At 43.7% G+C, this 25,309-nt stretch carries 19 protein-coding genes and 5 tRNA genes; 4 read left to right on the forward strand and 20 right to left on the reverse strand.

Going from position 1 to position 25,309, the window contains the following annotated elements; all coding sequences use genetic code 11:
- Positions 1–114: 114 nt before the first annotated feature.
- From clpX to NI389_RS03295, 8 genes are all read right to left on the reverse strand, one after another.
- Positions 115–1,398, reverse strand: coding sequence for an ATP-dependent protease ATP-binding subunit ClpX (clpX, locus tag NI389_RS03260; protein WP_208843627.1), 1,284 nt, complete (start codon positions 1,396–1,398; stop codon positions 115–117).
- 105 nt (positions 1,399–1,503) lie between these two features.
- Complete coding sequence (clpP, locus tag NI389_RS03265) at positions 1,504–2,121, reverse strand: ATP-dependent Clp endopeptidase proteolytic subunit ClpP (RefSeq protein WP_208843628.1); 618 nt, start codon at positions 2,119–2,121, stop codon at positions 1,504–1,506.
- A gap of 134 nt (positions 2,122–2,255) precedes the next feature.
- Entirely contained in the window at positions 2,256–3,560 is a 1,305-nt protein-coding gene (gene tig, locus NI389_RS03270) for a trigger factor (protein WP_308361548.1), read from the reverse strand.
- 272 nt (positions 3,561–3,832) lie between these two features.
- Positions 3,833–3,909 (reverse strand) — tRNA-Pro (locus NI389_RS03275).
- A 23-nt stretch (positions 3,910–3,932) separates the two neighbouring features.
- Positions 3,933–4,009, reverse strand: a tRNA-Pro gene (locus NI389_RS03280).
- A gap of 19 nt (positions 4,010–4,028) precedes the next feature.
- Positions 4,029–4,104, reverse strand: a tRNA-His gene (locus tag NI389_RS03285).
- A gap of 25 nt (positions 4,105–4,129) precedes the next feature.
- Positions 4,130–4,206 (reverse strand) — tRNA-Arg (locus NI389_RS03290).
- A 46-nt stretch (positions 4,207–4,252) separates the two neighbouring features.
- Positions 4,253–4,329, reverse strand: a tRNA-Pro gene (locus NI389_RS03295).
- Positions 4,330–4,663: 334 nt separating this feature from the next.
- Between NI389_RS03295 and folD the strand changes: the two genes are divergently transcribed.
- Complete coding sequence (folD, locus tag NI389_RS03300) at positions 4,664–5,518, forward strand: bifunctional methylenetetrahydrofolate dehydrogenase/methenyltetrahydrofolate cyclohydrolase FolD (RefSeq protein WP_308361549.1); 855 nt, start codon at positions 4,664–4,666, stop codon at positions 5,516–5,518.
- Positions 5,519–5,597: 79 nt separating this feature from the next.
- On the opposite strand, the gene NI389_RS03305 is transcribed toward folD, so the two are convergent.
- Positions 5,598–6,464 carry a mechanosensitive ion channel family protein gene (locus NI389_RS03305; RefSeq protein ID WP_308361550.1) on the reverse strand — a complete coding sequence of 289 codons (867 nt, stop codon included), beginning with the start codon at positions 6,462–6,464 and terminating at the stop codon, positions 5,598–5,600.
- 76 nt (positions 6,465–6,540) lie between these two features.
- A complete protein-coding gene (cysS, locus tag NI389_RS03310; protein WP_308361551.1) occupies positions 6,541–7,920 on the reverse strand; it encodes a cysteine--tRNA ligase in 1,380 nt (459 codons plus the stop codon).
- A gap of 170 nt (positions 7,921–8,090) precedes the next feature.
- On the opposite strand from cysS, the gene NI389_RS03315 reads away from it, so the two are divergent.
- Together NI389_RS03315 and NI389_RS03320 are read left to right on the forward strand one after the other, a co-directional pair.
- Positions 8,091–8,582 carry a peptidylprolyl isomerase gene (locus tag NI389_RS03315; protein WP_208843631.1) on the forward strand — a complete coding sequence of 164 codons (492 nt, stop codon included), beginning with the start codon at positions 8,091–8,093 and terminating at the stop codon, positions 8,580–8,582.
- 50 nt (positions 8,583–8,632) lie between these two features.
- On the forward strand, positions 8,633–9,361 hold the full coding sequence (locus NI389_RS03320; protein WP_308362484.1) for a UDP-2,3-diacylglucosamine diphosphatase: 729 nt from the start codon (positions 8,633–8,635) through the stop codon (positions 9,359–9,361).
- 44 nt (positions 9,362–9,405) lie between these two features.
- On the opposite strand, the gene miaE is transcribed toward NI389_RS03320, so the two are convergent.
- A complete protein-coding gene (gene miaE, locus NI389_RS03325; protein WP_308361552.1) occupies positions 9,406–10,179 on the reverse strand; it encodes a tRNA isopentenyl-2-thiomethyl-A-37 hydroxylase MiaE in 774 nt (257 codons plus the stop codon).
- Between the two features lie 254 nt (positions 10,180–10,433).
- On the opposite strand from miaE, the gene NI389_RS03330 reads away from it, so the two are divergent.
- Positions 10,434–11,033, forward strand: coding sequence for a Yip1 family protein (locus tag NI389_RS03330; protein WP_308361553.1), 600 nt, complete (start codon positions 10,434–10,436; stop codon positions 11,031–11,033).
- 76 nt (positions 11,034–11,109) lie between these two features.
- On the opposite strand, the gene purF is transcribed toward NI389_RS03330, so the two are convergent.
- The 9 genes from purF to NI389_RS03375 all read right to left on the reverse strand — a co-directional run bounded on the left by purF (position 11,110) and on the right by NI389_RS03375 (position 25,308).
- Complete coding sequence (gene purF, locus NI389_RS03335; RefSeq protein ID WP_308361554.1) at positions 11,110–12,636, reverse strand: amidophosphoribosyltransferase; 1,527 nt, start codon at positions 12,634–12,636, stop codon at positions 11,110–11,112.
- 18 nt (positions 12,637–12,654) lie between these two features.
- Positions 12,655–13,149, reverse strand: a complete 495-nt coding sequence (locus NI389_RS03340) for a CvpA family protein (protein ID WP_308361555.1) — start codon at positions 13,147–13,149, stop codon at positions 12,655–12,657.
- Positions 13,150–13,210: 61 nt separating this feature from the next.
- Complete coding sequence (locus NI389_RS03345) at positions 13,211–13,888, reverse strand: SPOR domain-containing protein (RefSeq protein WP_308361556.1); 678 nt, start codon at positions 13,886–13,888, stop codon at positions 13,211–13,213.
- Between the two features lie 14 nt (positions 13,889–13,902).
- Positions 13,903–15,162 carry a bifunctional tetrahydrofolate synthase/dihydrofolate synthase gene (gene folC, locus NI389_RS03350; RefSeq protein ID WP_308361557.1) on the reverse strand — a complete coding sequence of 420 codons (1,260 nt, stop codon included), beginning with the start codon at positions 15,160–15,162 and terminating at the stop codon, positions 13,903–13,905.
- Between the two features lie 26 nt (positions 15,163–15,188).
- Complete coding sequence (gene accD, locus NI389_RS03355; RefSeq protein ID WP_308361558.1) at positions 15,189–16,064, reverse strand: acetyl-CoA carboxylase, carboxyltransferase subunit beta; 876 nt, start codon at positions 16,062–16,064, stop codon at positions 15,189–15,191.
- 210 nt (positions 16,065–16,274) lie between these two features.
- Positions 16,275–17,072, reverse strand: coding sequence for a tRNA pseudouridine(38-40) synthase TruA (gene truA, locus NI389_RS03360; RefSeq protein WP_308361559.1), 798 nt, complete (start codon positions 17,070–17,072; stop codon positions 16,275–16,277).
- A gap of 114 nt (positions 17,073–17,186) precedes the next feature.
- Positions 17,187–22,859, reverse strand: coding sequence for a FimV/HubP family polar landmark protein (locus tag NI389_RS03365; RefSeq protein WP_308361560.1), 5,673 nt, complete (start codon positions 22,857–22,859; stop codon positions 17,187–17,189).
- A 294-nt stretch (positions 22,860–23,153) separates the two neighbouring features.
- Complete coding sequence (locus tag NI389_RS03370) at positions 23,154–24,170, reverse strand: aspartate-semialdehyde dehydrogenase (protein ID WP_308361561.1); 1,017 nt, start codon at positions 24,168–24,170, stop codon at positions 23,154–23,156.
- 13 nt (positions 24,171–24,183) lie between these two features.
- Positions 24,184–25,308: a 4-phosphoerythronate dehydrogenase gene (locus NI389_RS03375; RefSeq protein WP_308361562.1), complete on the reverse strand. Its 1,125-nt coding sequence runs from the start codon at positions 25,306–25,308 to the stop codon at positions 24,184–24,186.
- Between the last annotated feature and the right edge of the window lies 1 nt (position 25,309).

Genomic DNA, 25,309 nt, shown 5'->3' on the forward strand with positions numbered 1-25,309 from the left:
TTCGCACTGTTTATCTTTTAAAGGATTACTCAGCTATATGGGGATAGGCCAAGTAAAGTTCAATACATAGATAAAAAAAGGAGCCGAAAGCTCCTTTTTTTACAAGCCCTCTGATTATTCAGAAACAGCTTTGTCTTGACTGGTATTTTCGTAAATTAAGATTGGATCCGACTCACCTTTGATTACGGTTTCATCGATAACCACTTTAGATACGTCTTCCATCGAAGGCAGTTCGTACATAGTGTCCAGTAAAATCCCTTCGACGATTGAACGTAATCCACGCGCGCCAGTTTTTCTCACCATCGCTTTATGTGCAATTGCTTTCAGTGCATCTTCTCGGAATTCTAAATCCACACCTTCCATCTTGAATAACGCAGCAAACTGTTTCGTAAGTGCGTTTTTAGGCTCACTCAAAATCTGGATAAGTGCAGCTTCATCAAGCTCAGCAAGTGTTGCAACAACCGGAAGACGGCCAATAAACTCAGGGATCAAACCATACTTAACCAAGTCTTCTGGTTCAACTTGTTGGAACGCTTCCGTTAACGTTTGCTTGCTGTCTGCGCCTTTCACCTGAGCACCAAAACCAATACCCGTGTTCTTGTGACTGCGCTGCTCAATTACTTTATCCAAACCAGCAAATGCACCACCACAGATAAACAAGATCTTAGACGTGTCTACTTGCAAGAACTCTTGTTGAGGGTGTTTACGTCCACCTTGAGGCGGTACGGAAGCCACAGTACCTTCAATGAGCTTTAACAGGGCTTGTTGCACACCTTCACCTGACACATCCCTCGTAATTGAAGGGTTGTCGGACTTGCGTGATATTTTGTCAATCTCGTCGATGTAAACAATACCACGTTGTGCTTTTTCAACGTCGTAATCACACTTCTGCAGCAATTTTTGAATGATGTTTTCTACGTCCTCACCCACGTAACCTGCTTCGGTTAACGTTGTGGCGTCGGCCATAGTAAATGGCACATCGAGAAGTCGAGCTAATGTCTCAGCAAGCAATGTTTTACCACTACCTGTTGGTCCAATTAATAGGATATTACTCTTACCTAACTCAACGTCTGCTTTTGATTCTTGATTTCTTAGACGTTTGTAGTGGTTATAGACCGCAACAGCTAAGACCTTTTTTGCATGGTCTTGTCCGATTACGTAATCATCTAAATGATTGCGAATTTCTTTTGGCACAGGCAATTTATCAGCGGATGCCTGTTTGGGAGCGATGTCTTTAATCTCTTCCCTGATAATGTCATTGCAAAGCTCAACACATTCATCACAAATGTATACTGATGGACCTGCGATAAGCTTGCGCACTTCATGCTGACTTTTACCGCAAAATGAACAGTACAAGAGCTTTGTGCTTTTGTCGCCACCTGTTGGAGTGTCGGACATTCAACTACCTCTTACATAAAGACGTTATCAGCTAGGATAACTTGATACATGACCAAACTATACCAAATAAATTCACATTTAGCATAGTTTGGTAGCGTGTTTGCGCTATTTGTCACCACGATGTGTTAGCACGGAATCAACGATACCGTAATCTACCGCTTGTTGAGCGTTCATGAAATTATCGCGATCTGTGTCACGTTCAATCACTTCTAGTGGCTGACCTGAATGCTCTGCAAGAAGGCGGTTCAATTTATCTTTAATTGACAAAATTTCCTTTGCATGAATTTCAAAATCAGATGCTTGACCTTGGAAACCGCCAAGTGGCTGATGGATCATCACTCGAGAGTTTGGCAAGCAAAAACGTTTTCCTTTCGCGCCACCTGAAAGCAAGAATGCTCCCATTGATGCAGCTTGGCCAATACACACTGTACTGACATCAGGCTTGATGAAGTTCATCGTATCATAGATAGACATACCTGCTGTTACAGACCCACCAGGAGAGTTAATGTACAAGAAAATGTCTTTTTCTGGACTTTCTGATTCTAGAAACAGTAACTGCGCAACGATCAGATTTGCCATGTGGTCTTCCACTTGGCCTGTCATGAAAATCACACGTTCTTTTAATAGACGAGAATAAATATCGTAAGAGCGCTCACCTTTTGCCGTTTGCTCAACAACCATAGGCACTAGCGCATTAAGAGGATCAATCATACCATTTCTCATTTTTGTAAATTCCTTATTCACGCTCTGAGCGTGTTTAAGTGTCTAAGCCAGAAACTAAAATGGCCCGGACACTTTGCATTTGCAACGTATCTCGAGCCATTAAAACGTCAGCGAAGACTTAAGTCAACGACTTATTATGCACCCGTTTGTGGGTTCATGATTTCATCGAATGACTTAGCTACTTCTGTAACCGTTGCTTTAGCTAGGATAGCATCAATTGCTTGCTCTTCCATCGCTACATTACGCATTTGCTGCATTAACTGATCATTTGACTTGTAGTATTCAACAACTTCTGTTGGATCTTCATAAGCAGAAGCAACCGTTTCAATTAGCTCAACTACTTTTGCGTCGTCAATTTTGATTTCGTTTGACTTGATCACTTCACTTAGAAGTAAACCTGTCTTAACGCGTTTAACCGCTTGGTCTTGGAACAGCTCAGCTGGAAGCTCAGGCATGTTCTTTGCGTTGCCACCAAAACGTTGAGCTGCTTGTTGACGTAATGCGTCAACTTCTTGCTCAATTAGCGCTTTAGGAACGTCAACGTCGTTTGTTTCTAGAAGACCGTTGATTGCTTGCTCTTTAACCTGCGCTTTAACCGCTTGGCCAAGTTCACGAGACATGTTTTTCTTAACTTCTTCTTTAAGTGCGTCTACGCCGCCTTCAGCAACACCAAATTTAGTTGCGAATTCGTCGTTAAGTTCAGGAAGTTGTTGAACTTCAACTTTCTTAACCGTGATCTTGAATTGAGCCGCTTTACCTTTTAGGTTCTCAGCGTGGTACTCTTCTGGGAAAGTTACGTCAGCAACGAACTCTTCACCTGCTTTCTTGCCCACGATTCCATCTTCGAAACCAGGGATCATACGGTTTTGACCTAGTTGAAGTGGGAACTCTTCTGCTTTACCACCTTCAAATTCTTCACCGTCGATAGAACCAACGAAATCGATTGTTACACGATCGTTCTCGCCAGCTGCAGCTTCTGCTACTTCCCACGTTGCGTGTTGCTTACGAAGCGTATCAAGCATGTTTGCTAAGTCTTCGTCAGACACGTTAACAACTGGCTTTTCAACCGCGATTTTCTCTAAATCTTTAAGTTCAACTTCTGGGTAAACTTCAAAAGTCGCAACGAATTCTAGATCTTTACCAGCTTCTAGTGCTTTAGGTGCAAAAGTAGGCGCACCTGCTGGGTTGATCTTCTCAGCAATGATTGCCTCGATGTAGTTGCGTTGCATTAAATCGCCAGCAACTTCTTGACGTACAGCTAGGCCGTAACGCTTAGTAATAACAGCTACTGGAACTTTACCAGGACGGAAACCATCAATACGCTGTGTTTTTGACAGTTGTTGTAAGCGTTTTTTAACTTCAGTCTCAACGTTCTCTGCAGGAACGGTGATGGTCAGACGGCGCTCAAGGCCTTGAGTCGTCTCAACAGAAACTTGCATGATTTACCTCAATCTTCAATTTTGGCGGCACTCCGCCTTCCTTACAAACAAGTTGCTCATCACGGCATTTTCTTACCAAAACGTGTAAGCAGTTTTAAGCAAGAACGGATGTTACCTCTTGTTGCCTGCCCCAACAGGGCTCAATGTTAGTTAACTTGACGCGGCATTATAACCGATAAAATGCGAGAGTCGAGTAATACAGGGAAATAATTGCGATTCGCATGCTGTTCGCGTAAAAAAGAGACAAGATTGAGATATTTAAGAGAAGAAAGTGGTCGGCGATGCAGGATTTGAACCTGCGACCCCTAGTACCCAAAACTAGTGCGCTACCAAGCTGCGCTAATCGCCGATAAGATGTGTTTTTTGAGAAGATGGTCGGCGATGCAGGATTTGAACCTGCGACCCCTAGTACCCAAAACTAGTGCGCTACCAAGCTGCGCTAATCGCCGAACAATAAAGTTATGTAGGTGGGGCGACTGATGGGGATTGAACCCACGACAACCGGAATCACAATCCGGGGCTCTACCAACTGAGCTACAGCCGCCGCTACATAAAGATTAAAATAAGAATGGCGCACCCTGAAGGATTCGAACCTTCGACCGACGCCTTAGAAGGGCGTTGCTCTATCCAGCTGAGCTAAGGGCGCAAACTCGAAGTAAACAGCAAAATGCTACTTTCCTATTTTAAAAAAGTGGTCGGCGATGCAGGATTTGAACCTGCGACCCCTAGTACCCAAAACTAGTGCGCTACCAAGCTGCGCTAATCGCCGACATTTGTTGTTTGCGAGTCTCCTCGCTGGCAACGGGGTGCATAATAGTGATTTGCCCCATTGAGGTCAAACATTTTTTTAGAAAAACGTTCAACCGCTCAAATTTACCGCACAATGTTGAATTTATGAGTAATCCTGCTGAAAAACAAGCAATTGTTTTACCTAACACACCCATTGCGGACATTTATCCTAGATATTTTGATTTCGTTGCTTGGCGCTGATGCGGTTTTCTGCGAAAATACGCCTGATTATGCTGCTATACAAAATAGCGCTGGCGTAACCCCTTAAAACGCCATATCGTTCAAGTTATTCAATTCCTAAATAAAGGTCAAACATGACAGCAAACATCATTGATGGAAAAGCTATCGCTAAACAAGTAAGAAACAATGTTGCTAAACGCGTTGCTGAGCGTGTTGCACAAGGTTTGCGCGCACCAGGTCTAGCTGTGGTTTTAGTGGGACAAGATCCTGCAAGCCAAGTTTATGTCGGTTCAAAACGCAAAGCCTGTGAAGAAGTCGGGTTCATTTCTAAATCGTATGATTTACCTGGTGATACTAACCAAACTGAATTGTTGACTCTCATTGATAACCTCAATAATGATCCTAGCGTCGATGGAATTTTGGTACAGCTTCCTCTTCCTCAAGGATTAGATGCTGAAGAAATTCTTGAACGTATTCATCCACACAAAGACGTTGATGGTTTCCACCCATACAACATTGGCCGTTTGGCGCAGCGTATGCCGTCACTGAGACCTTGTACACCAAAGGGCATTATCACACTGTTGGATTCAACAGGCGTACGTTATAAAGGCATGCATGCTGTTGTTGTTGGTGCATCAAACATTGTTGGTCGTCCAATGTCGCTCGAATTACTACTTGCTGGATGTACAACTACGGTATGCCATAAATTCACTCAAGATTTAGAATCTCACGTACGTCGTGCCGATCTTCTTGTTGTCGCCGTTGGGAAACCTGAATTTATTCCTGGCGACTGGGTTAAAGAAGGTGCGATAGTGATTGATGTTGGTATTAACCGTCTTGAGTCTGGTCAACTTGTCGGTGATGTGGAATATCGTATTGCTCAGAATCGTGCAAGCTTCATTACACCTGTGCCTGGTGGCGTTGGTCCAATGACTGTAGCAAGTCTAATTGAAAACACCTTAGAAGCGTGTGAGAAGTATCACAGTTAGTCACTGGGATACATTCCAATAAAAAAGGCACGTTAGGTGCCTTTTTTATACTCTTGCAAATATGCTTGAGTTGGTCATTTTAATTAGCGTCTTGTCTGCAATCACTCCGAATGTGTAAATCACGCTGCGGGAATGGTATTTCGATTTCATATTTTCTGAAACTATCGTCTATTGCCCAAAGGTAATCGGACATTAGACTTGTAGGATGCTTAACAAAATCAGGCTCAACCCAGACACCCAACGTAAAATTCAAACTACTGTCACCAAACCCCGTCATCCACACCTTTGGTTCTTTACCTTCAATATCAAGTGTGTATTTAACTTCTCGTGCCGCTTCGAGCACGGCTTGCCGAACAATCTCTTTATCACTGCCATAGGCAACACTGAATGGAATACGAAATCGACGTAAGTTGTCGCTCAATGTCCAGTTCGTCACCATACCTGAGGTCAGTGTTGCATTCGGGATCAGTACATCGATATTATCGTTCGTGCGGATTAGGGTAGCGCGCATTTGAATTTCTTTTACTTCGCCCACCATACCATCTGCCAATTCGATAAAGTCCCCTACTTTTAAACTTTTTTCGAGCAAAATCATAATGCCGGAAACAAAATTATTCACTAATCCCTGTAAACCAAGCCCAATACCAACACCTAAGGCACTTGCGACTAACGCAAGTTCGGTGAGCTTAATTCCAAGCGCAAGCAAGGAAATAAGAAAGCCCACAAACAAAATGATGTAATGAATAATTCGCCCAATCACGTAAATAGACGTGACCGTCATCATTCCTTTTCGATTAGCCAATCGTTTGAAAGCTCGCTGCGTCAGATTCGCAATCAAAAAGGTGATCAAAAGTGCCGCAAGGAAAGAAATCAACTCACCAACCAGTAGCGAATAGCTTCCAAACTTAAATATGGGTGTGTCTAAAACGAGATTGATATCGTGCATAGTCATTTCTTATATTTAATTCATTTCACAAAAAAGCCGCGTTAGTTTCCTACGCGGCTTAGTTCGAAAAGTATCGTTATGCTTTACGCCAGGTTGTTTTACCCGCACTATCCTCGAGTACCACGCCCATTGCCGTTAATGCATCCCTCGCTGCGTCAGCCGCAGCCCAATCTTTATTTTCTCTCGCTGTTTTACGTGCTTCGATTAGTCCTTCGATTTTTGCCACTTCGTCAGCATCTTGCTCACCCTGTAAAAACGTTTCAGGGTCTTTTTGAGCAATACCTAGTACGCTCGCAAGCTTAACAAGTACATAGGCTAATTCCCCTGCCTTTGTTTTATCGCTGTCTTTCAGAATATTCAATTCTTTTGCAAGTTCAAAAATAATAGGGAGCGCTTCAGGCGTATTGAAGTCATCGTTCATTGCGGCTTCAAATCGAGCAACGTAATCGTTACTCAATAAATCAACTTCAACCAATTCCACACCGCGAAGGGCTGTATAAATTCGTTCAAGCGTTGCTCGCGCTTGTTCTAAATTCTCTTGAGAATAGTTCAACTGACTACGGTAATGGCCGTTAATTAAGAAATAACGAACCGTCTCAGCATCAAATTCTTTCAAGACATCTCGAAGCGTAAAGAAGTTACCAAGCGATTTTGACATCTTCTCTTTGTTTACCTGCACCATTCCAGTATGGATCCAAGTGTTGACATATTGCCCGTTATTCGCGCAGCAAGATTGTGCAATTTCATTTTCATGGTGAGGGAATTGAAGATCCGAGCCGCCACCGTGAATATCAAAATGTTCACCTAAATGTTTTGAACTCATCGCACTACATTCAATGTGCCAACCCGGGCGGCCCTCACCCCATGGTGATTGCCATGAAGGCTCTCCTGCTTTCGCTTTTTTCCACAGCACAAAATCTAACGGGTCGTCTTTACCTTCAGCCACTTCAACACGCGCACCAGCTTGCAGCATGTCCAAATCTTGCTGTGAAAGCTTGCCATAATGTTCAAAGGTCGATACATCAAAAAGCACATCACCATTTGTTGCAACATACGCATGGCCTTTGGTAATTAGGCGTTCGACCATGGCAATAATTTCATCCATGTGACCCGTTACCGTCGGCTCAATGTCCGCTCTTAGCATATTCAACGCATCAAAATCATCGTGCATTGCTTTTGTCATTCTAACTGTTAAATCATTAATCGCTTCATTGTTTTCATTCGCGCGCTTGATGATTTTATCGTCAACGTCTGTAATATTACGTACATAAGTGACGTCGTAACCAAGGTGGCGCAAATAGCGATTCATTACATCGAAAGAGACATACGTACGAGCATGGCCAACGTGGCAATAATCGTAAATGGTTATACCACACACATACATGTCTACTTTGCCCGGTTTTAATGGCTTAAAGTCTTCTTTTTGACGTGTTAATGTGTTGTAAATTTGTAACATCGAGTCTCTTTCCTAATTCAACATAGTTAGTCTTACATAATAATAACATCATGCTGTGACACACTCTATACCAAAATGAGGTATATGGCGCGATTGGGTGTTTTGTACAATCCCTTAATGTGCTGTAAACTATAGACCTTTTAAACACATTCATATTGAGTAGGAATATCATGGTTGTTCTACACACCAATTACGGCGAAATCCGCCTAAACCTTTTTGCTGACAAAGCACCTGAAACTGTTGAAAACTTCCTTAATTACGCAAAATCAGGTTTTTACGACGGTACTATCTTCCACCGTGTAATTGACGGCTTCATGGTACAAGGCGGTGGTTTTGAGCCTGGTATGACTCAAAAGTCAGTACAAGCACCTATCAAAAACGAAGCGAATAACGGCGTTAGCAATTCGGTTGGCACGATTGCAATGGCGCGTACGCCAGATCCACATTCAGCGACAGCACAATTCTTTATCAACGTGAACAACAATACGTTTTTGAACTTCTCAAGCGAAACATCACAAGGTTGGGGTTACTGCGTATTCGGTGAAGTAGCTGACGGCATGGAAATTGTAAATAAAATCAAAGCAGTTGCGACTGGTTCTCACGGTTTCCACCAAGACGTTCCGTTAGAAGACGTAATCATTGAAAAAGTAACGGTAGAATAATCTATCGCCACGGGCAGGGTTACCTGCCCATGTTTTTGTTTTGGGACTTTATGCGTCAAACTTATTTCATCTCCGATTTACATCTGTCTGAAAATCGCCCTGATATTCTTCATGCCTTCTACCAATTTCTCGATAGTCATATGACATCCAATGTCGATGCTTTGTACATCCTTGGCGACTTTTTTGAAGTGTGGGTTGGTGATGACTATGAAACACCATTTACTATAGAGATTGCGGAAAAGCTGAATCAACTCGCGGAAAAAAACATTAACGTGTATTTCGTACATGGTAATCGTGATTTCCTTGTTGGCAAACGCTTCGCCGCTAGTGCCAGCATTGCCCTATTACCAGAACAATCTGTAATTGATTTGTACGGTACTCCCACGGTGATATTGCACGGCGATGAAATGTGCACTCAGGACGAAGCATACCAAGCATTCCGACGCAAAAGTCGCGGTTGGTGGTGGCCTCGTTTAATGTTAGCCATGCCGCTTTGGTATCGAAAACGCGTTGCTCGACAGGCACGAGAAAAGAGCAAACTAAGTCAAATGGACAAACCCCCAGAGGTTTTGGATGTGACGCAAGATGCCGTCACCAAGATGTTTGAAAGATTCGCAGTCAAAGACATGATACACGGCCATACACACCGACCCAATATACATAAAAACGAAGTATTTGGTTCAACGCGCACTGTATTAGGTGATTGGTATACACAATCAAGCTACATTGTCGCCAATGAAAATGGGTTGAGTTTGCACTGTGATCCATTTGCTAAATGAAGTTAGTTGCACGTATTGATCAACAAGGCTAATACGTGCAAACATCACCCAGCTTTTCGAGGATTACCACTGTGAAACTTAAAATCCTCATCAAACGCAGCGATTAATTCCGCTTCGACCTGCCCAAAAAACGCAACTCGTTCAGAAATATCACAACCAGCAATTTCTTCCGCAAGCGTCAAATAATCCTGATAGTGACGCGCTTCAGAGCGAAGTAATGATACATAGAACTCACCCAGCGCTTTATCTACATGCGGCGCGAGTTTAGCGAAACGTTCACACGACCGAGCTTCGATGTACGCCCCAACAATGAGTTTATCAATCAGAGTGTTGGGTTCGTGTGTCGTCACATGACGTAACATGCCTTTGGCATAACGGCTTGATGTAATGTTTTCATAGGGAATGTTATTATCAGACATAATTTCAAGCACTTGATAAAAATGATGCAATTCCTCTTTAATGAGCAATACCATTTTATCGATGAGATCTTGTCCGTATGGTGACCCTGATTTTGGCAGCATCGCCTTCGTTAAGTTATTGAACTTACTTAATTCGCGCCATTCACCTTCTTTACGGTAAGTGTAATCTTCAAATGGCTTTAACCAAGTCAACAGTGCATCGGCGCTCGCGCCGTCTACTGCGTATTTTCGGATTAAATACATAGCCGATTGAGCTGCTTTCAACTCGCAGACTAAGTGATCGGTAAGAATAACAGCCAAATTCTCAGGCTTTTTGGCTTCTTCAACCCACTCATCCGGCGTAGAACACTGTAAAAACGCGTTAATTGGGGCGAGTAATTCGCTGTATTTCTCTAGCATGGCTTTACACTTTCATTCAAAACTGACGCCATTTTACCACAAGGCATCCCTGTGCACAGCACACAGGCTGATTTGCATTCTCGAAATCAATGGCTTTCGTTTTGTTACATATTCTCATTGATACGACAAAATAAGATTAGATAAAAGTCTACTTTACAACCTTCTTTTACCATTTCTTGACAAAAAATGAACGGTAGCTCATACCTAATTTAAGCTGTACAAAAAAAGGCAGCGAACCATTTAAGGGGCTAACTATGATATTAAACCATCTGTGGGGCTTATACGCTCATCCATTAGAAGAATGGCAAACTATCGATAACCGTCATGAGAACGTAAAATATAGTTTGTCGCACATTGCTTTAATCGCGCTAATTCCAAGCCTTATGGGCTATTATTCCTCTGTTTATTTGGGCTGGAGCATCGGTACTGGTGACAATGTCTACCTGACGCATGAAAGCGCTGTGCTCATCGGCGTCGCCATGTACTGCGCTTTAATCCTAGGGGTGTTTGCACTCGCTTATCTTGCCCATTGGATGGCAGTAACGTTCGGTGCGAAACCTACCTTTACTCAAACGCTTGAATTGGCGGCCTACACCGCAACGCCAATGTTTATGTCTGCGTTTGCGTCTTTCTATCCTGAATTGTGGTTTGTGGCGTGTGTCGGCATGGTTGCACTCGCCTACTCTGTTTATTTACTGTACACCGGAGTCCCAATTTTAATGCATATTCCAGAAGAACGAGGCTTTATTTACGCGAGCTCGGTAGTAACGTGTGGTCTTATCCTTCTTGTCATTATCCTCGCTGCCACAGCAATTTTGTGGACCAACGGCATCATTTCTCCAACGTTTACATGATTTGAGCATGAAGTCCTTAGCAAACAAAAAGGAGCGCTAGCGCTCCTTTTTTCTATTCACAAATCCGCTTGCGCGATTAGTCATTTGAACCCGTTTCTTGATTATGGAGTTCAAGTCCCGCTGACATGGCCATATCACGAGATGACTTTGCTTTATCATTTCGCTGTGCATCTATACGGTTAAGATAGGTTTGATCTATGTCGCCCGTGATGTACTTACCGTCGAAAACCGCCGTTTCAAACGCCGTAACTTCAGGGTTTTCTTGACCTACTGCGGCGATTAAATCGTTAAGTGACTGGTAAATAAGACCATCTGCACCAATGTATGCATTGATGTCTTCTACTTCACGCCCATGAGCAATTAACTCAGTGGCCGAAGGCATATCAATACCGTATACGTTAGGGAAACGTACTTCTGGTGCAGCTGATGCAAAATACACTTTCTTAGCACCTGCTTCACGCGCCATTTCAACGATTTGAGCAGACGTTGTACCACGTACAATTGAATCATCGACTAGGAGTACATTTTTACCTTTAAACTCACGGTCAATTGCGTTCAATTTACGACGTACTGACTTTTTACGTAGTTCTTGACCTGGCATGATAAACGTACGGCCGATGTAACGGTTTTTTACGAAACCTTGACGATACGGAAGCTGTAGCACAGACGCTATTTCAAGTGCGATATCACATGACGTCTCAGGGATTGGAATAACCACATCGATGTCTTTATCGCCCCATTCACGTGCAATTTTTTCACCAAGCTTGGTCCCCATGTTTACGCGTGTTGCGTAGACCGACATCTTGTCGATAACAGAATCTGGACGTGCAAAGTAAACGAATTCAAAAATACATGGCGCCAATTTTGTTTTTTCAGCACACATTTGAGTAAACAATTCGCCATCTTCCGTTACGTAAATTGCTTCACCTGGCGCAACATCACGAATGAACTCGAAACCATCGGTTTGCAGTGCAACACTTTCTGACGCAAACATGTACTCGACACCGCGTTCAGTTTCACGCTTACCAAACACCAGTGGACGAATACCATGTGGATCACGAAACGCAAGCATACCGTGACCAATGATCATTGCAATGCTTGCATAGCCACCCGACACTAGGCCATTAACCGCTGAGATAGCTTTAAAAATATCTTCAGCTTCATAACGTAGCTTGTCAATTTTACTCAGTTCATGAGCCAAAATATTTAGTAGGATTTCAGAATCTGAAGTCGTGTTTACATGGCGACGCGCTTGGGTAAACAGAAGCTCTTTGAGCTGCTCTGCATTGGTTAAGTTACCATTGTGCGCAAGTGCAATACCAAAAGGCGAGTTAACGTAGAAAGGCTGTGCTTCTGCAGAGCTTGATGAACCAGCGGTTGGGTAACGGACATGGCCAATACCAATATTACCTTCTAAGCGCTTCATATGACGCGTATGGAAAACGTCTTTTACCAAGCCGTTGTCTTTGCGCAAACTAAATGTATTGTTGTTAATGGTAATGATGCCAGCTGCATCTTGGCCGCGATGTTGCAAAACAGTTAAGCCGTCATAAATCGCCTGATTAACTGGCGTCTTTCCGACTATCCCAACGATACCACACATTAAATATTTCCTCGCCGATTAACGGTTTACTGAATTTAAAAAGCTTGAATTGCCTTCCAGATAGGAGAAGAACCACTCAACAACAAATCCAAATTCAGGGATTAACTTAGATGACGTCCACCAAGTTGTAGATGGGGCATTGGTAAACGCATCAAGGAAGAATAGTAAGGCGCTAACGACCAACACACCTCTGAGTGCACCGAATACTAAACCGAAAACTCGGTCTGTACCGGACAATCCTGTTCGTTGAACAAGTTCGCCAAGAACAAAATTGATAAACCCACCTAACAGGATAGTCGCAATAAATAGTATGGCAATTGCGGCAGCATTTCTTAAAAGGGGTTCTGAAATGAATGTTAGGAAGGTAGAAAGATATTGATAGAACATGCTGGAGATGAAAAAGGCGCCGACCCAAACGGTCAACGACATGGCTTCTTTTACGAAACCGCGGATTAATCCAAAGAAAGTGGACAATCCTATTAAACCGAGTATGGCGTAATCAACCCAGAGCATAATTACCAATAAGTCGTAAATTTGGGGCGCATTCTATAAGACCGACACGATAAATGCCAGATCATTTTGTTGGTTCAAACTCAGTCAAGCGACCGTTTAACTTAGTCAACTTTTTAAGTTCCAACAACTTACCTTCTAATGCTGCTTTATTTGTTGTCGGGCCTACAAACACTTTTGTTAATGTTCCATTAGGCGTTTTAACCGGACGGGTAAATGTATCAAAACCTGCTTTTTTTAACTTCTCAACTAGCGCGTCTACGTTTGCTTTGTGCGAGAAACTACCAAGTTGAATGACGTACGCCGTTTTATCTAGATTTGGATTACGTTTTTTCGCCACAGCCGTTACTTCTACAACCGGCTTTTCAATTTTTGCTGCTTCCGTTTTAACAATAGGCTGTTCTGCCATTTCTACATTGTCGTGCTTAGGTTCAGTTGAAGACGGACTATTCGTTTCAATTGCACTTGCTTCCTCAGCCAATGCAGCTTGATAAGAGGCATTATCTTCGTCCAATGCCTGCTCATTTTCAATGACATCTTCAGATGGACGCTCAGCAACATCAACTTTGGCATTAACTTCGGCTTGTAAATCAATCGTGGTGAATTCAGGACGCTCTGGGATAGTAGGAAACGACTCTTTGTGATGAACTTTCTCGCCATCCAAAATATTTGGAATAAAAACGATTGCTGCTACTACAACAATACTCGTCCCTACTAATCGGTTTACAAACGACGAATTCACCTACTTTCCTCTTTTTACTGCCAATACTCGATAGCTTCTGCCACCGTATAAAATGACCCAAATACGATAAGAAGCTCATCATTATTCATCGTTGGAAGAATATTCTTCAAAGCATCTGTAACACTGTCGGCTTCCGACACGGTCCGACTTGTGTGCTCCTGCACCAAATCAGCCAATACTTTTGCAGGCTCAGTTCTTGGCCCTTCCAGTTTAGCTACGGTCCAACGATTGACGACATCAACTAATGGTAAAATAGCGTTAGTTTTGTCTTTGTCGGAAAGCATAGCGACTAATGCGTGGATTTTAAAGCCTTTGTTTGAAAACTCTCGAAGCTTTCCAGCAAGATAACGTGCAGATTCCGGGTTATGCGCAACATCCGTATAAACCAACGGTTGTTCACTCAAACGTTGAAATCGCCCTTCTACCTGCAATTCTTTCAGCACTCGTCGTGATGTTGCTTCGTCAGGCAACAATCCTAGCGTCGCTAGCACCGTAAACGCCGTTGCAGCGTTTTGCGCAGGAATAGCTGGGAGGTCAAATTCCCAAGCCTGCGTTAGATACGTCCAAATAAACGACGATTCTTTTTGAATAAATTCGAAATCCGTACCACTCAGGATCAGGTCAGCTTGTATTTCATTGCCATAATCAGTCACCGTGAGAGGTATGTTTAAATCCCCGACAATCGCTGGGATCCCTTTTCTAAAAATGCCCGCCTTTTCGTAACCTACTTTTTCTCGAGTATCCCCAAGAAAATCTTTATGGTCTAAATCAATCGTCGTAATAACGGTCGCAAATGGATTAACAATATTAGTGGCATCAAAACGTCCACCCAACCCTACCTCAAGGACAACATAATCAACAGCAAAACGCTTAAAGATAGACAACCCACCTAACGTTCCATATTCAAAATAGGACAAAGATATCTCGCCTCGGCCTTGTTCGATTTCGTTGAATGCGTCAATGTGGTATTGGTCGTCTAACTCTTGACCATTGATGCGTACTCGCTCATTGTAGCGAACCAAATGCGGAGATGCATACGTACCAACAGAATAGCCTTGTTCCAGTAAAAGCGCTTCAAGTAAACGACACGTTGTTCCTTTACCATTTGTTCCAGCGACAAGAATGATTTTACTCGGTGAATCAATATAGCCCAGTGACTGTGCAACTTTCGCTACACGTTCGAGACCCATATCAATGGTTTTAGGATGAATTCGTTCTAAATAAGAAAGCCAATCTTGCAATGAAGAAGATTGGCTTGGAATTGAATTTAACATATCAGCACAAAGCTTCCGTAAAAAATTTACGCTACTCTATGCTCTTGTTCTGTAGAAGGCAAGTTCATGAACTTTGCAATGATGCGAGCAAGGTTATCACGCATTTCGCGACGGTCAATAATCATGTCGATTGCGCCGTGTTCCAATAAGAATTCACTACGCTGGAAGCCTTCAGGCAATTTTTCACGTACGGTTTGTTCGATAACACGAGGGCCCGCAAAGCCGATAAGTGCTTTTGGTTCCGCAACGTTGATATCACCAAGCATAGCTAACGATGCTGATACACCACCCATTGTTGGGTCAGTCAGTACTGAAATGAACGGTAAACCACGCTCACTCATTTTTGCCAACGCAGCGCTGGTTTTCGCCATTTGCATGAGCGACATAAGCGCTTCTTGCATACGAGCACCACCTGACGCAGAAAAACAAATCAACGGCATGTTATGCTCAAGACATTCATTTACGGCATCAACGAAACGAGCACCAACTACTGATGCCATTGAACCACCCATGAAGTTAAATTCAAAGGCCACGGCTGCAACAGGGATACCTTTCAGGCTACCTTTCATTGCAACAAGCGCGTCTTTCTCACCACTGACTTTTTGAGCTTGAACAATACGATCTGAATACTTTTTAGAGTCTTTAAACTTCAGCACGTCTTGTGGTTCATGTTGTACACCAAGTTCTTGGCGGCCCGCATCGTCCAAGAAATACTCAAGACGCTTACGACCACTTAAACGCATGTGATGATCACACTTTGGGCAAACATTTAACGCTTTTTCAAGCTCTGCTTTGTATAGGATTGCATCACAATCACCACACTTAGCCCAAACACCTTCCGGGATCTCTTTCTTTGTCGATGACTTTGAAGTCTTAGGTAAGATCTTTTCTAACCAACTCATTTGCAACTCTCTCGTGCTTAAATCTGTGTCAAGGTCTACATACAGCAGACAAACTGCAGCCATTAAATCATGGATTTACTTCAGTTAATAGAAAAAACTGGTCGGTTTAGTATGGCTAGACTCCGCGTTTACTCGCATCTCTCCTTTACTGCGGAGAATCAACGCAATGTGTGTTATTACTGCACCGATAAATTCACATTCACCAACAACCTAGCCTATTGTTTTATCAGGTAAAAACAATGGACCTACAGGCTGTTTAGGGATCCCAAATTCAGCGGGATAATCTACATCAACGAGATAAAGGCCATTCGCTTTTGCGGTTGCGCTCGCTTTGGTGCGGTCTTTTAAAGCCAATAACTCAGGCATCCACTCAACAGGTAAACGTCCCGATCCAATATCAAGTAATGTTCCTGTGATGTTTCTCACCATGTGGTGTAAAAAAGCGTTTGCCTTAATATCGATGACAATAAAATCACCAGTACGGCTAATATCAACATGATGAATATTTCGAAATGGTGTATGCGATTGACAATGCACTGCACGGAATGAGCTAAAATCTTGCTCACCAAGTAAGTGTTGCGCTGCAACATGCATTTTTTCTGCATCGAGCTTTGGGTAATGATGGGTAATACCTGAACGTAAAATAGCGGGACGGTATGCGTGGTTCAAAATGACATAACGATAGCGTCTTGCCGTTGCACTAAAACGAGCGTGGAAGTCTTCATTGACCAACGTCGCAAAGCGGACGGCTATGTCATCAGGCAGTTGTGAGTTTGCGCCGAGTGCATAGGCCTTCAAGTCACGAGGGTTGTGCGTGTCAAAGTGAATGACCTGCCCCGTTGCGTGCACACCAGCATCAGTTCGTCCTGCGCAAAAAATTTCTACAGGGTGGTCACTGATTTTAGACAGCACCTTTTCAATTTCTTGTTGCACGCTATTTACGTGGTTCTGGCGTTGCCAACCACTGTAGCGCTCCCCTTGATATTCTATACCTAACGCAAAACGCATTATTTTAACTCTGTACTGATTAAACTGTGGCGCATTGTAAGAAATATTACTTCATATTAAAAGCGAAGGGCTGCAAACGCAGCCCTTTAATCTACTTTACGCTGATATAACGCATTATTTCGTTTTGAGTAGCAACTGGTCCGCTTCTGCCTGCAAACTATCAGGACCGTTGTCTAAAACATCTCGAATACTTTCTGCAGCAGATTCCAAATCGCCAATTTCTAAATAAGCTCGAGCAAGATCCAGTTTGGCTGAAAAACCGCCTTCTTCCGTGTCTACATCAACTGCGTTTTCGCCAGCTAAAAACTCTTCAAAATCGCCTAAACCAACATCCATATTGATTTCTTCGTATGGTTCGTTATCCAGCTCAGCATCATCGCTTTGTTCAAGCAACGACTCAATATCAACGAAATCTTCAGACGCTATAGCCTGACCTTCTGTAGGTGTCTCCACGTCCTGAATATCTTCATCCGCCAACAAGGCATCAAAGTCGACATGCAGTTGCTCCTCATCAGCATCCAAAGGTTCTGGCTCTGCTAGCTCATTCAATAACGCGTCGAAGTCAGTTTGTGTGAAGTCAGCCATGAATTCTTCTTCAATAGCCTGCTCATCAACAAGTGGTGGTTTCTCTAGGTCTAGTTGAGCCGTTACCTTGTCGTTTTCCACTCCTTCATCAAGTTCTTCAACTTGACCTAACGCGTCATCCAATTCAGCCAAAAAGGCTTCTGGCGATCTTTCTGACTTATCAGATTGTTTAGGCTCATCGTCTTGGACAAAATTTGCCTCATCGAATTGAGATGAATTAAGTTCATCTTCTAATTCTTGTTCTTCTGGGCCACTCGCAATGTCTAACTCGTCTTCAAAATCGTCGAGACTCAACTTGTCATCATTGAAATCACTTGAGTTAAGCTCAGCATCTAAATCAAACGCACTGTCTTCTAGGTCATCGGCAGTGACTTCGAATTCATCGTCCAACTCGTCTTCAAGTGAAAATGCTTCCTCGTCTTCTAGCGTCATTGCCTCATCAGTAAACGCTTCGGAGTGTAGCTCAGCATCGAGCGCCGACTCGTCGTCAAGTATCGTTTCCGAATCTGTATCTGCTTCCGACTCAGCCTCAACAGTGGCGTTATCACTTAGCGTTTCGAGTTCATCGTCCAACTCGTCTTCAAGTGAAAACTCTTCCGCGTCTTCTAGCGTCATTGCCTCATCAGTAAACGCCTCGGAGTGTAGCTCAGCATCGAGCGCCGACTCGTCTTCAATAGGCGTTTCTGCGACGATGTCTTCTTCCGACTCGACCTCAACCGTGGCGTTATCACTTGGCGTTTCGAGTTCATCGTCCAACTCATCTTCAAGTGAAAATGCTTCCGCATCTTCGAGCGTCATTGCCTCGTCAATAAACGCCTCGGAGTGTAGCTCAGCATCGAGCGCCGACTCGTCGTCAAGCATCGTTTCCGAATCTGTATCTGCTTCCGACTCTACCTCAACAGTGGCGTTATCACTTGGCGTTTCGAGTTCTGCTTCCGACTCAGCCTCAACAGTGGCGTTATCACTTGGCGCTTCGAGTTCATCGTCCAACTCATCTTCAAGTGAAAATGCTTCCGCATCTTCGAGCGTCATTGCCTCACCAGTAAACGCCTCGGAGTGTAGCTCAGCATCGAGCGTCGACTCGTCGTCAAGCATCGTTTCCGAATCTGTATCTGCTTCCGACTCTACCTCAACAGTGGCGTTATCACTTGGCGTTTCGAGTTCATCGTCCAACTCATCTTCAAGTGAAAATGCTTCCGCGTCTTCTAGCGTCATTGCCTCATCAGTAAACGCCTCGGAGTGTAGCTCAGCATCGAGCGCCGACTCGTCGTCAAGCATCGTTTCCGAATCTGTATCTGCTTCCGACTCTACCTCAACAGTGGCGTTATCACTTGGCGTTTCGAGTTCATCGTCCAACTCATCTTCAAGTGGCATTGCCTCATCAGTAAACGCATCAGAGTTTAACTCCGCATCCAAATCAAACTCATTTTCATCTTGTTCATTTACATCCGCAGACAAAGTTTCCGTTTCGCTGTCCAGATCAATGTCGGATTCGAATGCATCATCAAGATTTGCAGAAACCTCGTTATCGTCGGCATCAAAAGCTAATTCTGGGTACTCTTCAAGTTCGGCACTTGGTGTTACGACATCTTCTAATGTCTCGTCTTCTGACATTAGGTCGATTTCGTCCACCAGCGGATCATCACCAAGATCGATGTCGACTTCTTCTACATCATCATCAAGTGGGTCATGCCATTGTGGCTGCTGTGGCGCTAATTCGTCGTCTGTTGCTTGGAGTTCATTTAAAAGTTGATCAACATTCTTAAAGTCGCCTAACGCTTGCTCCTGCAGGTTATCTTCTTGACTACTTTCGCCATCTAGTTGTGCGAGTAAATCATCTCCATCAATTAACTCAGCTTCATCAGGTTCATTATCTTCAAAAGGATCAATCTCAGATTGTTTTGATGATATTGTTGTTTCTTCGACGTCATTCACATCGCCAAAATTCGTATCATCCAAGACATCCTGCAGAGATGCTAAATCACCAATCTGTGGCTCAGGATCTTCAGAAAGCGATTCTTCTGATAGTGCGTCTTCTGCTGGTTCTTCCTCCAGCAGCGCATCAAGGTCGTCTAGCTCAGGATCTTCAGAAAGTAATTCTTCTGACAATGCGTCTTCTGCTGGTTCTTCCTCCAGCAGCGCATCAAGGTCGTCTAGTTCAGGATCTTCAGAAAGCGATTCTTCTGACAATGCGTCTTCTGCTGGTTCTTCCTCCAGCAGCGCATCAAGGTCGTCTAGTTCAGGATCTTCAGAAAGTAATTCTTCTGACAATGCGTCTTCTGCTGGTTCTTCCTCCAGTAGCGCATCAAGGTCGTCTAGTTCACGATCTTCAGAAAGCGATTCTTCTGATAGTGCGTCTTCTTCTGGTTCTTCCTCCAGCAGCGCATCAAGGTCGTCTAGCTCCGTATCCTCAGAAAGTGACTCTTCTGACAATGCGTCTTCTGCTGGTTCTTCCTCCAGTAGCGCATCAAGGTCGTCTAGTTCAGGATCTTCAGAAAGTAATTCTTCTGACAATGCGTCTTCTGCTGGTTCTTCCTCCAGCAGCCCATCAAGGTCGTCTAGCTCTGGATCTTCAGAAAGTAATTCTTCTGGCGATGCGTCTTCTGCTGGTTCTTCGTCCAACAGCGCATCAAGGTCGTCTAGTTCAGGATCTTCAGAAAGTAATTCTTCTGATAATGCGTCTTCTGCTGGTTCTTCCTCCAGTAGCACATCAAGGTCGTCTAGTTCAGGATCTTCAGAAAGCGATTCTTCTGACAATGCGTCTTCTGCTGGTTCTTCCTCCAGCAGCGCATCAAGGTCGTCTAGCTCCGTATACTCAGAAAGTGATTCTTCTGATAGTGCGTCTTCTTCTGGTTCTTCTTCTAAAAGCGCATCAAGGTCGTCTAGCTCTGGATCTTCAGAAAGCAATTCTTCTGACAATGCATCTTCTGCTGGTTCTTCGTCCAGCAGCGCATCAAGGTCGTCTAGCTCTGGATCTTCAGAAAGTGATTCTTCTGATAGTGCGTCTTCTTCTGGTTCTTCGTCCAGCAGCGCATCAAGGTCGTCTAGTTCAGGATCTTCAGAAAGCGATTCTTCTGACAATGCATCTTCTGCTGGTTCTTCTTCCAACAAAGCATCTATATCATCTAGCTCTGTATCTTCAGAAAGTGATTCTTCTGATAGTGCGTCTTCTTCTGGTTCTTCCTCCAAAAGCGCATCAAGGTCGTCGAGTTCAGGTTCTTCTTCCAACAAAGCATCTATATCATCTAGCTCTGTATCTTCAGAAAGTGATTCTTCAGACAATTCGCCTAAATCAGGCTCTTCGTCCAATAGCACATCAATATCATCGAGACTTACCTCTTCAGTCAGTGGTTCTTCAGCGAGTAACTCATCTGAATCGGCAACCGCAATAGTATCTCGCGTTTCTTGCACGTCATCCAACAAACTATCAATGTCATCGAGATCGAATGGTTCGTCGGCAAGTTCATCCGTTGATTCAGAAGGGTCGTCTAAATCAGTATTCGCATCTAAAAGCGCATCAATGTCGTCCACGTCGACGGGGGCATTGCTTTGCTCTTCTTGAACTTCATCTAAGAGTGAATCGATATCATCGACTTCGTCGAGTAAATCATCTTCCTCCAACAAATCACCTAAGTTATCGGCCTCGTCTGTAATTTCGTTTCCTTCAGAACTAGACTCCTTTTCGAGATTTGCCGAATCAATAAGACTGTCAATGTCGTCTAAATCAAACTCTTCATCATCTTGGACAGGGGCATTATTTTCAAGCAAAGAATCAATATCAACATCAACATCATTGTGCGTGTCAGTTGCTAATTCTTCACTCAGTGCGGCTAATGCATCGTCACTCACATCCAGAGTGTTGTCGTCTGAAAGATCAAGCTCGTCGTCGGAGCCTGCTACTTCTTTGAACAAATCGTCAATATCATCTGCACTGAGAATATCTCCGCCATCTCCCGCAGACTCAACATCTAGATCGATTTCATCAAGCGCATCACCGTCAAAGTTTTGTTGCAAGAAGTCATCTAAATCGTCACCAGTCTCGAGCGCGTCGATGTCGCCAATTTCGTCATCAAACGCAATGTCTTCCGAAAGCAAACTGTCTAGTTCATCGTTGTCTAGAACACTATTAGAATCTTCAAATGCATCTTCCTCAAGGTCGTCAAACATGATGTCATCTTCAGGCAACATGTCGTCATCAAGTTGAACGCTGAGATCATCATCTGATGCCACCGCTGCGCCTGTCGCCATGCCAGCAGCGGTGGCAGCGCCGATTGGACCTAAGTCGAGAGGATCTAAATCATCTTTTTTACTTGGTGATTTAGGTAAGAAATCATCGTCATCATCGGAGTGAGCCGTTTTAGATTTGCGCTTCCGTAGGAAAAGAACAAATCCAACAATGGCTAAAAGACTCGGTATGGTCGCAAGTAAAATTATGGCGAGTGGTGAGGAGAGATCAAACTGGAATTCACTCGCTTGTTTTTTTGCTTCTTGTTGTGCGATTAGTTCGCGTTGCTGGTCAATGACAGCCTGTAACTGTCTTTGGATATCACTGTCTTGGCCAAGTTGTTGACGAACGGTTTCTATTTCTTTTGAAATACTGCCAAGCTGTTTTTTAAGTTTGTTGTTCTCTTGAAGTATTTCTTCAACACTTTTTACCGATGTTTTAAATTCATTTTGTAATTCAACTAACCGCGCATCTTGTTCAATGCGAATATTTTTAATTGCGTCTTCCAATTCCTGCTTTGCAGCATCAACGTCGACTTTACGCGCTTGAGTTACTTTTTTCTTCGCTTCTTCGATGGTGTTTTCATCTAACATGCCACTCTTTTTGAGATCCCATAAATGGTCATCTTGTTCTGAGCGCTGGCGAGCAAAAATAGGGTTTACCTTACGGACTTCACCCATTGAAGGAATTTGGAGGTACGCGCCACTGCGCATATGGTTGAGATTTTGATCTAAAAAGGAATCCGGATTTTTTTCATAAAGCGCCACCATTACCTGATAAATGGAGACAGACTCATCCGGCCGCACTTTGGCAGCAATCCGCCATAACGTATCGGTTGGCTTAATTGGGCCAATCGCACGCCCTTGCATCCCATAGTCAACTCCCTTGGGCCCTCGTAGAGGCGTTCCCTCTTCAGGATGGACTGGAGTGACAAGCAATGCAGACGCTAAAATACAAAATAAGGCTAAACCGCGCATGCTGATCCCTTAAAGTCATACCCGCCAAAAAAGCGAGCGATAATATTTCAAACTACTACCACGTCAACCGTTCGTCACGTGGTTTCTTATAATTTTATTAAGCAAGCTCTATTCCACATCCAAACTATAAACTAGAAAGGCCGGAATATCCATTGCAAGATATTGAAAATTAACATGCTTATAGGAACAAAGTAGGAGCAAATTTAAATACCAACTTTGCAATAAAATGAGAATAGATCATAAAACGCGGAAATGGAGAATTCGTGCGGCAAAAAACCGCACGAATTGGCTGTTTTAAAGGTATGACTCGATTAATGCTTCTGCGATTTGCACGCTATTCGTCGCAGCACCTTTACGAATGTTGTCAGACACGACCCAAAGATTTAATCCATTTGGGTGTGAAATATCCTGCCGAACACGACCAACAAACACATTGTCGTTGCCACTCGCATCCGAGACAGCCGTCGGATAATCTTGCTCATCTTCAACAAGCTCAACACCCGGTGCGTCACGCAGCAAATCTTTTACGTGTTGTAAGTCAAACGGCATGCGCGTTTCAAGATGTATCGCTTCTGAGTGACCATAAAACACAGGGACTCGAACGGCGGTTGGGTTAACCATAATTGTGCTATCCCCAAAAATCTTCTGCGTTTCCCACACCATCTTCATTTCTTCTTTGGTGTAACCATTCTCTTGAAACGCATCAATTTGCGGGATCACGTTAAATGCGATTTGCTTTGGGAAAATCTCGTTTTCCATCGGGCGACCATTCATTAAATTGGCCGTTTGACGCACTAACTCTTCGACGGCTTCTTTACCCGCACCTGATACCGACTGATACGTCGTTACGTTGATTCTATCAATACCGTAGGCGTCATGAATGGGCTTAAGCGCCACAAGCATTTGAATAGTTGAACAGTTTGGATTAGCAATGATGTTGCGATTGCGAAAATCAGCTAGTGCTTCACGGTTAACTTCTGGCACAACAAGAGGCACATCATAGTCGTAACGAAAATGTGAGGTGTTATCAATAACCACACAACCCGCTTCCGCAGCGATTGGCGCGTATTTTTCAGACACGCTACCACCAGCCGAAAACAAGGCAATATGGGCATTTGCAAAATCAAATTCTTCAACGTCAATGACGGTAATTTTGCTTCCCTTAAAATCCACGTCTTCACCTGCACTGCGGCTGCTCGCAAGCGGATATAACGTATCAACTGGGAAGTTACGCTCTTCTAAAATCTCAATCATTTGACGGCCTACAAGACCTGTAGCGCCTAAAACCGCAATATTAAATTTCTGCGACATGGTAATCCTCTTTTCAAATAGGGCGAGTCGTAAAGCCCAACTGCGCCAATGTCGGCGCTTGCAATGTATTACATTCTACCGCTAACGTGCTAAATTCTCTACGCACAGGGTAGTTTTTACGCAGATAGTCAAACCCTTTTGTCGTGATATTTCGTCTTAACAAGCCATCATCCCGACGTACGTCATAGATTAAATGAACCAGTCGACCTAAATCCGTCATTTCAAACTCATTTGAAATGGTACATTTATCTAACGCTGGATTCGGTAAAAACTGGGTGAGCGTTTTATTTGGCTGGACGCCAACAAGACGACTGAGCGCTTGGTACAGCATCTCCGTGCCACGAGCTTTGCCTTCTAACGTATGACCTGCGATATGCACGGAAGCAAAGCGAACGAAAGGTAGTAAATCTAACGCGATATTAGGTTCATTTTCCCAAACATCTAGAGCGAGCTCAAGCCCCAACCCACGCTGCATCAAATGCAACAAAGCTTGGTTGTCGATGACATCACCTCGACTCGCATTCACTACAATTGTGCCAGGCTTTAATTTTGCCAACCGCTTTTCACTGAGTAAATGTCTCGTCGCGTGCGCTCCGGTCTTAATCAATGGCACATGACAAGTAATAATATCGGCTTGAGTAAGCAATGTATCAATGTCGATGTGTTCATCAAGCGAGCCTTGCTCATGACGAACAGGGTCACAGAGCAGCAACTCCACATCAAGCGCAGTCAGTTTATGTCGTAAACACTCACCAATATTTCCCAATCCAATGATACCAATTTTCTTGCCTGAAAGTGGTTCATTTAGCTCTTGGGAAAAGGCGAACAAGGTACTAATTACGTATTCAGCAACGGCAATGGCGTTGCATCCCGGCGCGCTCGAAAAAGCAATTTGACGCTGAGATAAGAGTTCGGTATCGACGTGGTCAATCCCAATCGTTGCGGTGCCAACATACTTCAACTTTACTGCTTGCTTCAGTAATTCAGCATTCACTGGCGTGACAGAGCGAACCAAAAGCACATCCGCATCTTGGACCGCTTCGGGACTCAAGTTCCGGCCATCAAAGCGTACAACATCGCCAATATCTGAGAAATACTCCTCCACCAACGGCATATTTTGATCCGCAAGGATTTTCATT

It is taken from the genome of Pseudoalteromonas xiamenensis (assembly GCF_030994125.1).
In the GTDB taxonomy this organism is placed as follows: Bacteria; Pseudomonadota; Gammaproteobacteria; order Enterobacterales; family Alteromonadaceae; genus Pseudoalteromonas; species Pseudoalteromonas xiamenensis_B.